The organism is Comamonas jiangduensis (assembly GCF_030162955.1).
In the GTDB taxonomy this organism is placed as follows: domain Bacteria; phylum Pseudomonadota; class Gammaproteobacteria; order Burkholderiales; family Burkholderiaceae_C; genus Comamonas; species Comamonas jiangduensis.
Genome location: NZ_JARXOV010000016.1, coordinates 57,353 through 68,368, shown reverse-complemented (window position 1 = coordinate 68,368; position 11,016 = coordinate 57,353). Strand labels below are relative to the sequence as shown.

At 59.7% G+C, this 11,016-nt stretch carries 9 protein-coding genes; 3 read left to right on the top strand and 6 right to left on the bottom strand.

The window, feature by feature from the left end:
* The first annotated feature begins 125 nt into the window (after window positions 1–125).
* Window positions 126–1,253: a high-affinity branched-chain amino acid ABC transporter substrate-binding protein gene (locus tag QEP12_RS12920; RefSeq protein ID WP_219162198.1), complete on the top strand. Its 1,128-nt coding sequence runs from the start codon at window positions 126–128 to the stop codon at window positions 1,251–1,253.
* Window positions 1,254–1,417: 164 nt separating this feature from the next.
* On the opposite strand, the gene QEP12_RS12915 is transcribed toward QEP12_RS12920, so the two are convergent.
* The 6 genes from QEP12_RS12915 to QEP12_RS12890 all read right to left on the bottom strand — a co-directional run bounded on the left by QEP12_RS12915 (window position 1,418) and on the right by QEP12_RS12890 (window position 8,807).
* Window positions 1,418–2,113: an ABC transporter ATP-binding protein gene (locus QEP12_RS12915; RefSeq protein WP_219162199.1), complete on the bottom strand. Its 696-nt coding sequence runs from the start codon at window positions 2,111–2,113 to the stop codon at window positions 1,418–1,420.
* Window positions 2,114–2,123: 10 nt separating this feature from the next.
* The gene (locus QEP12_RS12910; RefSeq protein WP_174862724.1) at window positions 2,124–2,912 is read right to left on the bottom strand and encodes an ABC transporter ATP-binding protein; all 789 of its coding nucleotides are present in this window, start codon (window positions 2,910–2,912) and stop codon (window positions 2,124–2,126) included.
* Window positions 2,912–4,249: a branched-chain amino acid ABC transporter permease gene (locus QEP12_RS12905; RefSeq protein ID WP_284214530.1), complete on the bottom strand. Its 1,338-nt coding sequence runs from the start codon at window positions 4,247–4,249 to the stop codon at window positions 2,912–2,914. Before QEP12_RS12905 ends, QEP12_RS12910 begins: the two co-directional genes overlap by 1 nt.
* Before the next feature lie 27 nt (window positions 4,250–4,276).
* The gene (locus QEP12_RS12900; protein ID WP_284214508.1) at window positions 4,277–5,230 is read right to left on the bottom strand and encodes a branched-chain amino acid ABC transporter permease; all 954 of its coding nucleotides are present in this window, start codon (window positions 5,228–5,230) and stop codon (window positions 4,277–4,279) included.
* 239 nt (window positions 5,231–5,469) lie between these two features.
* Window positions 5,470–6,705 (bottom strand): branched-chain amino acid ABC transporter substrate-binding protein, encoded by a 1,236-nt coding sequence (locus QEP12_RS12895; RefSeq protein ID WP_174862725.1) that lies wholly within the window; start codon window positions 6,703–6,705, stop codon window positions 5,470–5,472.
* A 452-nt stretch (window positions 6,706–7,157) separates the two neighbouring features.
* Window positions 7,158–8,807, bottom strand: coding sequence for a 3-(methylthio)propionyl-CoA ligase (locus tag QEP12_RS12890; RefSeq protein WP_174862726.1), 1,650 nt, complete (start codon window positions 8,805–8,807; stop codon window positions 7,158–7,160).
* 202 nt (window positions 8,808–9,009) lie between these two features.
* On the opposite strand from QEP12_RS12890, the gene QEP12_RS12885 reads away from it, so the two are divergent.
* Both QEP12_RS12885 and msrB read left to right on the top strand, forming a co-directional pair.
* A complete protein-coding gene (locus tag QEP12_RS12885) occupies window positions 9,010–10,524 on the top strand; it encodes a protein adenylyltransferase SelO (RefSeq protein ID WP_174862727.1) in 1,515 nt (504 codons plus the stop codon).
* Window positions 10,521–11,009: a peptide-methionine (R)-S-oxide reductase MsrB gene (gene msrB, locus QEP12_RS12880; protein ID WP_174862728.1), complete on the top strand. Its 489-nt coding sequence runs from the start codon at window positions 10,521–10,523 to the stop codon at window positions 11,007–11,009. The genes QEP12_RS12885 and msrB overlap by 4 nt, the downstream gene beginning before the upstream one ends.
* Window positions 11,010–11,016: the final 7 nt, after the last annotated feature.

The window sequence follows — 11,016 nt, the reverse complement described above, 5'->3', positions numbered from 1 at the left end:
AAGTGTGGCTGCAATAAAACGCTGGGGAAAGTCATAACCGAGCATGTGAGCGCCCACCCAACAATGTGTGCAGCGTGTTCAGCACGTGCACGCACTTTTCCCTTTTTTGGAAGGCTCACTCCTATATGCAACGCAAAACATTCATTCGCTTGAGCACCGCCTGGGCCGCCGCCGCACTGATGGGCTCGGCAGCCATCAGCGCCCATGCAGCAGAACCCATCCTCATCGGCGTTCCCATTCCCATGACAGGCCCCAACACCCAGTATGGCGATGAAGTCAAGGCGGGCCTGCTCACGGCGGTGGAGACCATGAATGCCGCTGGCGGCATGAATGGCCGCGAATACAAGCCGGTGTTCATTGACGATGCATGTGAGCCCAAGCAAGCCGTGCCCGCAGCCAACCGCGTGCTCAACTCCGGCGCCAAGTTTGCGATCGCCCACGTGTGCTCGGGTGTGACCGTGCCTGCCTCCAAGATTTATGAAGAAGAAGGCATTGTGGCCATCACCCCCGGTGCCACGGCCCCGCAGGTGACCGATGGGCTGAAGGGCCACCACTTCTTCCGCACGATTGGCCGTGACGACCAGCAAGGCCCATTTGCGGCCAAGTTCATCGTCGACAAGCTCAAGCCCAAGGCGGTGGCCGTGCTGCACGACAAGCAAACCTACGGCGCGGGCGTGGCCCAGCACGTCAAAAACACGCTGGACAGCCTCAAAGCACCGGTGGTGATGTATGACGGCATCAACGCAGGCGACAGCGATTACTCCGCGGTCATCACCAAACTCAAAACCGCCAAGGTGGATGTGGTGTTCTTCGGTGGCTATCACCCAGAAATGGGCTTGCTGCTGCGCCAGGCCAAAGAGCAAGGCTTGAAGACCCGCTTTGTGGGTGCAGAAGGTGCGTTCAACCAAGGCCTGATTGAAATTGCCGGCCCTGCCGTAGAGGGCATGATGTTCACCTTCCCGGCTGATTTCAGCCAGCGCCCCGAGAACAAGGGCGTGGTCGATGCCTTCAAGAAAGCCAACCGCTCCGCCAACGGCGCCTACCAAATGCCCGCCTACGCGGCCTTGCAAGTGCTGGACAAGTCCATGAAGGCCGTGGGTGCCGACCCCAAAAAGGTGGCGAACTATATGCACGCCCACACGTTTGACACCGTGATCGGCAAGGTGGCGTTCGATGCCAAGGGTGACTTGAAAGACTTTGAATTTGTGGTGTTTGAGCTGGCCAAGGACGGCAGCCGCTCGCAAGTGAAGTGACACCACGCTCGCGGCGTACACAACGCACGCCGCCAAGACAAAGGGCTCCAGCTGGAGCCCTTTTTTACGACCATGTAGATGGAAAATTTCCACACAGCATATTTGCATCAAATATGCCTTAAGCGCTTGTACAGCAAGCGCCAGCAGCTCACTTTATTGATTTTTTAAACCTCCAGCCATTCCTTGCGAACATTGGTATTGGCATTCAGGCTCTGAGGCGTGCCGTCAAACACAATCGCACCGTGCCCCATCACCAAGGCGCGATCAGAGATGCGCATGGCAATGGTGAGCTTTTGCTCAATCAGCAGCACCGACACCCCGCGTTCCTTGATTTTTTTCAGGTACTCGCCCACCAGTTCGACAATTTTTGGTGCCAAGCCTTCGGTGGGTTCGTCAATGATGATGAGATCCGGATCACCCATCAGCGTGCGGCACAGCGTCAGCATTTGCTGCTCACCACCCGACATGACACCCGCTTCGGTGTGCTGGCGCTCTTTGAGGCGCGGGAACATGGCGTACATGTCGTCAAAGCTCCAGCGGCTGCCCTTGCCACTGCCTTTTTGACCCAGCAGCAGGTTCTGGTGCACGGTGAGATTGGGGAACACATCGCGGCTCTCCGGCACATAGCCAATCCCCAGGTGCGCCACCTCATAGGTTTTTTGACCGTGCAGCGCTTGCGCTTTCCAGCGGATATCGCCCTCCCAATCGACCAGCCCCATGATGGCCTTGGCCGTGGTGGAGCGCCCCGAGCCGTTGCGCCCCAGCAGGGCCACAATTTCTCCGGCGTTCACCGAGAAATCCACGCCGTGCAACACATGGCTTTTGCCGTAGTAGGCATGCAAATTATTGATGTGCAACATGTGGGCCTCCTCAATGCAACGCAGCTTGCGCCTGTTCATCGGCAATGACCGAGCCCAGGTACGCCTCTTGCACCCGCGCATTGGCACGCACGTTTTCGGGCGTGTCAAAGGCAATCACCTCGCCGTAGACGACCACAGCAATCTTGTCGGCCAGACCGAAGACCACGCCCATGTCGTGCTCCACGGTCAGCAAGGTCTTGCCCACGGTCACCTCGCGGATCAGGTTGATGAAGCGCGCGGTCTCGCTGTTGCTCATGCCGGCCGTGGGCTCGTCCAGCAAAATCACATCGGCCCCACCGGCGATGGTGATGCCAATCTCCAGCGCGCGCTGCTCGGCATAGGTCAGGTTCACAGCCAGCTCGTCGCGTTTCTTGTGCAAGCCGATCTGCTCCATCAGCTGCTTGGCGCGCTCGTTCACCGCATCCATGCGCGACAGAAAGCGCAAAAAGGTGTAGCGGTAGCCCATGCTCCACAGCACGCCACAGCGCAGGTTTTCAAACACGCTGAGCTTGGGGAAGATGTTGGTGATCTGAAAGCTGCGCGACAGGCCCATGCGATTGATTTCAAACGGCTCTTTGCCATCAATGCGCTGGCCGTGCAGCAGCACTTCACCGCTGGTGGGTGCAAACCGCCCACTGATCAGGTTGAACAAGGTGCTTTTGCCCGCGCCATTGGGGCCGATGATGGCCACGCGCTCGCCCGCATGCACGGCCAGATTGGCGCCGCGAATGATTTCAGTCTTGCCAAAGCTTTTGCGCAGGTCACGCAGCTCCAAGGCATAAGGTGTGTGATGGCCCATCAGATGCCCTCCGCACGCTGGATGTCGTGCTCAATTTCTTCCTGAATCTGCCCCCACTGGCGCACGTATTCACGGCGCACCAGCTCAAACAGCCCCAAGCCCGTCAGAAAGATCAGGCCCGCGCCCAGCCAGCTCTCCACACTGTGCACATTCAGCGTGCTGCCCATAAAGCGCAGTTCACTGCCCAAGCCGATATTCAGCTGCAGGTGATAGAGCATCTCCACCATGGCGGCCAGCCCCACCACCATGACCACAGCCGTGCCCGCCAGCGCCAGGTAGGCGCCCACAATGCGCCCCAACTTGCCGTACTTGGCCAGGCGCAGATTCATCATGATCAGGCTGGCAATACCGCCGGGGGCATACATCACCATGAACAAAAAGATCAGGCCCAGATACAGCATCCATGCCTTGGTAATCTCTGACAGAAACACCGTGGCAACCACCATCAGCACGCCACCGATGATGGGGCCAAAGAAAAAGGTGGCACCGCCCAGAAAGGTGAACAGCAAATAGGTCCCCGAGCGGATGATGCTCACGCTGTCCATGGCCGTGACGATCTCGAAGTTGATAGCCGCCAGCCCGCCCCCAATACCGGCAAAAAAGCCCGCAATAATGAAGCCCATATAGCGCACGCGCTGGGTGTTGTAGCCCACAAAGGCCACGCGCTCGGGGTTGTCGCGCACGGCGTTGAGCATGCGGCCCAGCGGCGTGGCCGTGAACGCAAACATCAGCGCGGTACAGATGAAGCAGTACACCGCAATCAGGTAGTACACCTGAATGCTGGGGCCAAAATCAAAGCCCAAGAACGTGGTGCCATACACACGGTCAGTGGTGATACCGCCTTCTCCGCCAAAAAAACCGGGAAACATCAGCGCCATGGCGGCAACCAGCTCTCCCACCCCCAGGGTAATCATGGCAAACGTGGTGCCTGATTTTTTGGTGGTCACCCACCCCAGCAGCGCGGCAAAGAACATGCCGGCCAGGCCACCCACCAGCGGAATGAGCCATACCGGAATGGGCACGCCGCCATCGGCGGCGCGATTCATCGCATGGATGGCAATGAACGAGCCCAGCCCCGTGTACACCGCATGCCCAAAACTGAGCATGCCACCCTGCCCCAGCAAGATGTTGTAGGACAGGCAAATGATGATGGCATAGCCCATCTGGCTGAGCATGGTCAGCGCCAAGGAGCTGGTGAAGACCAGCGGCGCGATGATGAGCAACAGGGCAAATACGCTCCACACCACTACGCGCCCTATATTCCACGGTTTGAAGCGGTAATAGCGCACAGGGGCGGAGGAAGCGGGCGCGACATGCGGCATGGTTTCGTGGTTCATCGGCGAAAGCAAAATGGCTGACATGGCTTAGTCCTCCCGCGTGCCCATCAACCCCTTTGGGCGGAAGATGAGCATGAGCACCAAGAACAAATACGGCAGGATGGGCGCCATCTGCGAAATCGTCAGGCTGAGCACGGGCCAGCCAAAGCTCTCCGGCGTGATGTGCATGCCCAGGCTGTTAAACAGCGTGGCCCAGGAGTAATCCAGTGCCACCGCAAAGGTCTGCACGATGCCGATGAGCAGCGATGCCAAAAACGCCCCGGCCAGCGACCCCAGCCCCCCGACTACCACCACCACAAAGATGATGGAGCCCACCGACATGGCCATCGAAGGCTCGGTCATGTAGGTGTTGCCGCCAATCACACCGGCCAGCCCGGCCAGCGCGCAGCCGCCGCCAAACACCAGCATGAACACGCGCGGCACGTTGTGGCCCAGCGCCTCCACCATTTCGGGTTTTTTCAGCGCCGCTTGAATCACCAGCCCAATGCGTGTGCGTGTCAGCAGCAGCCACACCGCCAGCAGCATGAGCAGCGCCATCAGCATGATGAAAGAGCGTGACTTGGGGAACTGCGTTCCGTACAGCGTAAACAGCGGGCCTTGCAGAGCGGTGGGCAGGCCGTAGGGCACGGCACTGCGCCCCCAGACCAGCTGCACCACTTCCAAAATCAAGTAGGACAGACCAAAGGTGACCAGCAACTCGGGCACATGGCCATATTTGTGTACCTTGCGCAGGCTGTAGCGCTCAAACGCGGCACCCAGTGCGCCCACCATCAGTGGTGCAACGACCAGTGCCGGCCAAAAGCCGATGACGCCCGAGAGCATGTAGCCGAAATAAGCACCCAGCATGTAAAAGCTGGTGTGCGCGAAATTGAGCACGCCCATCATGCTGAAGATGAGCGTCAGGCCCGAACTCAGCATGAACAGCAGCAGCCCGTAGCTGATGCCGTTGAGCATGGAGATCACAAAAAATTCAAGATTCATGGAACCCTGTCAACGCAAAGAAAACACGGTGTGGCGCACCACCAGACTCGGCGCCACGGCGTAAAAAGCGGGTTGTCTGTGCCACAGTGGCTCACGCGACCCCAGCAAATCGCAGATTTGCACTGGGGATGAGGTGCGAAGCCCTTGTGACTACAGCGCTAGCGCTGCACTGCTGGGCAGGCCACCCAGCCCCAAGGTTGCGTGAGCGGGCCTTGCTCCACCCGCCGGGGTGGCTCCGCTTAGCTGGGGCGCTTCATTTGGCACGACGTGGGCGTGCTGGCCACATAGGGCTCGAAGTACTTCACCTGCTTGAAGGTGTAGCCGGTGTTTTCCATGTCCATCGGGTTTTGGGCATCGGTCTTGTCCCAACGGCTGATGTACAGACCTTGCTGCAACTGATGGTCTTGCTTGCGCATTTCCACCTCGCCGTTGAAGCTCTTGAACTTCATGCCCTCCATCACTGCGGCCACCTTCACAGGGTCGGTGCTCTTAGCGCGTTTGAAGGCCTCGGTCAGCATGGCAAAGCCGTGGTAGACCGCGCCGGTGTACATGTCGTCATTCATCTTGGCCTTAAAGCCCTTGCCCACTTCGGTGAACGCGCCTGGCAAGTTGGTGTAGGCATAAGCGACTTGGTAAACCTTGCCCGCAGCGCCTGCACCCATGGCCGTTGGCACACCGGTGGTGGAGCCGTAGTAGGTGTAGAACTTGACGTTGTTCAGGCCGGCATCGTTGGCAGCCTTGATCAGCAGCGACAAGTCAGAGCCCCAGTTGCCGGTGATCACGCTGTCTGCGCCCGACTGCTTGATCTTGGCGATGTAGGGGGAGAAGTCACGCACTTGGGCCAATGGCGCCATGTCGTCACCCACGATTTGCACATCGGGGCGCTTGCGCTGCAGCATTTCTTTGGCGTATTTGCTGACTTGGTGGCCGTGCGCGTAGTTCTGGTTGATCAGATAGACCTTCTTCACATCGGGCAGGTCTTTCATGTAGGTGGTCAGCGCTTCCATCTTCATGGAGGTGTCTGCATCCAGACGGAAGTGCCAATAGCTGCACTTGCTGTTGGTCAGATCCGGGTCCACGGCCGCGTAGTTCAGGTACAGCACCTCTTTACCCTTGTTGCGGGCGTTGTGCTTTTCCAGCGCATCCATGATGGCCAGCGCCGGGCCTGAACCGTTGCCCTGCACCACGTAGCGCACGCCCTGGTCCATGGCCGAGCGCAGCGCGCTGGTGGTTTCTTGCGGGCTGAGCTTGTTGTCGATCGGGATGATCTCGAACTTCACACCGGCGGCGTTGTTCTTGCTGAATTCTTCGGCCAGGTATTGCCAGCTCTTCATCTGGTTGGTGCCCAACGCAGCCATCAGGCCCGACAACGGATCCAGCCATGCAATTTTGACGGTTTCACCTTGCTGGGCCATCGATGCACCAGCAGCGCTGAGCAATACGGATGCGGCCACGGTCTTCAACACAAATTGCATGCTTGTCTCCTGCGTAGATAAAGGGTTGGTTCACTCTCACCAAATCACCCGACAAGCGTAGTCAGTCATTCGCAAAAACCGCATGGTGGTTTCACTCTCGGGACTATCCCCCTCGGTAAGAACACGCATGGATAGGGGTCACGTGGGTGACTTTTAGGGCGTTCAGCCACCCCGTCAATTCATAAAAAAGAAAGCACCTTGTGCAGGTGCTTTCTATGTTTCAGCTAGTTTTGTATGGAAAACCTAATCCATACAAGCGCAAACAGCTCTTATTTTGTAAGCGTCTTGGCACCATGGGCACAGACCAGCACTTACGTCATGTATTAACACCATAAAGAAAGTCATTGACTGACACCTTCTGTGAGCGCACACCCGTCAGTAGCGCGGTTGCTTGCCCGCCTTGGCTGGGATCAGCGTGCTCCCAGCTCCTGTTCGCTGCTCCTGTTCAGTGCCTAGGCATTCACAGCCAGTGAAGGCAGGCGGTAGTCCTTGAGCTGCTCACGCAGCTTGGTCTTGAGCATCTTGCCTGTCGCACCCAGCGGAATGGCATCCATGAACACCACGTCGTCTGGAATCTGCCATTTGGCCGTCTTGCCCTCGTAAAACGCCAGCAATGCCTCGCGTGTGACCTGCGCACCGGGTTTGAGCGTCACCGCCACAATCGGGCGCTCGTCCCACTTGGGATGGGGCATGCCGATGCACGCTGCCATGGCTACAGCGGGGTGACCCATGGCAATGTTTTCGATGTCGATGGAGCTGATCCACTCCCCCCCCGACTTGATCACGTCCTTGGTGCGGTCGGTGATTTGCATGAAACCGTCTTCATCGATGGTGGCCACATCCCCGGTGGGGAACCAGCCCAGCCCCTGCTCATCTTTGACCAGCGGGCTGCTGCCTTTGTAGTACGACTCCAAAATCCACGGCCCGCGCACCATCAAGTCACCGTAGGTCTTGCCATCCCACGGCTGCTCCTTGCCCTCGCTGTCCACAATCTTCATCTCCACGCCGTAAATGGCGCGGCCTTGCTTCTGGTTGAGCTTGAATTGCTCTTCCTTGGACAGCTGCAAGTGCTTGTTCTTCAAGGTGCACAGCGTGCCCAGCGGGCTCATCTCGGTCATGCCCCAGGCATGCAGCACCTTCACACCCAGGCCGTCCTCAAAAGCAGTAATCATGGCTGGTGGGCAGGCTGCGCCGCCAATCACCGTGCGGCGCAGGGTGCTGAACTTCAGCCCATTGGGCTGCATATGGCCCAGCAGCATCTGCCACACCGTGGGCACGCCGGCGGCATAGGTCACGCCTTCGGCCTCAATCAGCTCATACAGTGATTTGCCATCCAGCGCAGGGCCGGGGAACACCACTTTGGCACCCGTCAATGCAGCCGAGTACGGAATGCCCCACGCATTGACGTGGAACATGGGCACAACGGGCAGCACGGCGTCGCGGGCCGACATACACATCACATCGGGCAGCGCCGCAGCATACGCGTGCAGCACAGTGGAGCGGTGGCTGTACAGCGCGGCCTTGGGATTGCCGGTCGTGCCGCTGGTGTAGCACATGCTGGAAGCGGTGTTTTCATCCAGCTGGGGCCAGCGGTAGTGCTTGCTTTGACCGCCAATCCATGCTTCGTAGCTGACCAGGCCAGGAATGCCGCTGTCGGCAGGCAGCTTGTCGGCATCGCACAGCGCCACCCACTGGCGCACCGTGGGGCACTTGGCGTGCACGGCCTGCACCAGGGGCAAAAACGTCATGTCAAAGCACAGCACCTGGTCTTCAGCGTGGTTGATGATCCAAGCCACCTGCTCCGGGTGCAGGCGCGGATTGATGGTGTGCAGCACGCGGCCCGAGCCGCTGACGCCAAAGTACATCTCCATGTGGCGGTAACCGTTCCAGGCAATCGATGCCACCCGGTCGCCATGGGCCAGCTTCAGCTCATCCAGCGCGTTGGCCAGTTGCTTGGCGCGCCCTGCCAAGTCTTCGTAGGTGTAGCGGTGAATATCACCTTCCACACGGCGCGACACGATTTCCGCATCGCGGTGGTGGCGGGCGGCAAATTCAATCAAACTCGAAATCAGCAACTGCTGGTTCTGCATCAGGCCTTGCATGGGCTATGTCTCCTTGGGAATGTAATGGGGGGCGTGTACCGCCTGCGCTGTCACGCATTGGCAGCCATCGTAAAGGGCCAGCCCACCCAACGGTTTACGGGCTTACCAGCATGCATGTGTCGCCAAAGCGTCCTTTGGGCGGCTTTTGCCGCACACATTTCCTTAGATCAAAAAGGTTTCGTGACTTGGCCACAATCGCTGCATGCATGCATTTGATGGCTCTCACCCACTGCCTTGGCAAGGCACCTGGCGCACCGGTTTCTCAGGCCTTGGCCCAGCCTTCCTCACGCACCTTCAGCCCACCCCCCTGCCCGATGCGCAATGGGTGGCGCAAAGCCCGCAAGTCGCCCAGCTCGCAGGGCTGCCCGATGGTTTCATGCAGACCGAGCAGGCCTTGCAGGCCTTCACCGGCAACGCCGTGTTGCCCGGCAGCCAGCCCTATGCCGGTGTCTACAGCGGCCACCAGTTTGGGGTGTGGGCAGGCCAGCTGGGCGACGGGCGCGCCATCACCGTAGGTGAAACCGCTGCAGGCTGGGAGTTGCAACTCAAAGGCGCAGGCCCCACTCCTTATTCGCGCGGCGGCGATGGGCGGGCCGTGCTGCGCTCCAGCATCCGCGAATTTCTGTGCAGCGAGGCCATGCACGCCTTGGGCATTCCGACCACGCGCGCGCTGTGCCTGACGGCTTCGCACGCCCCGGTGTACCGTGAGACGGCCGAAACCGCTGCGGTCGTGACCCGTGCCGCGCCCAGCTTTATCCGTTTTGGCCACTTTGAGCACTTTGCCGCCCGCGATATGCAATCCGAGTTGCGCCAGTTGGCCGATTACGTGATTGACCGCTACTACCCCGCCTGCCGCAGCGGCTGGCAAGGTGTGGACAGCGAAGGCGCCCCTGTGCCAGGCAATGCCTATGCCGCGCTGTTGTATGAGGTGGGCCAGCGCACCGCCCACATGATTGCGCACTGGCAGGCCGTGGGCTTTTGCCACGGCGTGATGAACACCGACAACATGAGCGTGCTGGGCCTGACCATTGACTACGGCCCCTTCCAGTTTCTGGATGCGTTCGACCCCAGCCACATCTGCAACCACAGCGATCACCAGGGCCGCTACGCTTTCAACCAGCAGCCGCAAATCGCCTACTGGAACCTGTTTTGTCTGGGCCAGGCCCTGCTGCCGCTGATTGAAGACCAGGACGTGACCGTGGCCGCGCTGGAAGCCTACCGCCCGGCCTTCAGCCAGGCCTTCCGCCAACGCATGTGCGCCAAGCTGGGGCTGCCCCGCGCTGCCCAGCAGCACACTGCGGCGGCCACTCCGGTAATTGGGCACTTGCTGGAACTACTGGCCACCCAGCGCATCGACCACACCATCTTCTGGCGCCGCTTGTCGCGCTCCGCCCAAGACGGTGACTTCCAGCGCACGCGTGAACTGTTCTTGGACAGCGAAGATTTTGACCGCTGGCTGCTCTCCTATCAAGAGCTATCAGCGCAGTCTGGAAAAGCACCAGATGCCAATTTAATGCTCAACACCAATCCTGGCTTTGTGCTGCGCAACCATGTGGCGCAGGAGGCCATTCACGCCGCAGAGCAGGGCAACTTCCAGGTGGTGCAAGATCTGCTGCGGGTGTTGCAACACCCCTTTGATGAACACCCAGCGCACGGTGCTTGGGCTGACTTCCCGCCCGCATGGGCCTCTTCCATTGCCATCAGTTGTTCCTCATGACTTTTCCCATCCAAAAAACCGACGCCCAGTGGCTGGACACCCTGCAAGCCAAAGGGGCTGAGCCCGTGGCCTATCAAGTCACCCGCCACGCCGCCACGGAGCGCCCCTTCACCGGCCGCTACGAACAGCACTGGGCCGACGGCAGCTACCACTGCATCTGCTGTGGCGCCAAGCTGTTTGATTCCGACACCAAGTTCGACGCAGGCTGCGGCTGGCCCAGCTTCTACCAGGCGGATCCCGGCGCCATCACCGAAATCGTGGACCGCAGCCACCACATGGTGCGCACCGAAACCGTGTGCAGCCAATGCGGGGCGCACTTGGGCCATGTGTTTGAAGATGGCCCCCTGCCCACCGGGCTGCGCTATTGCATGAATTCGGCGTCTCTGGATTTTCACGACCCTGGCTCCAGCACCGCAGCCCCTGCCACGTTCGAAGACAGCACGGGCGCCAGCAATGCCACCGATGGCGGCGCCAGCGGCAACTAAAACCAGC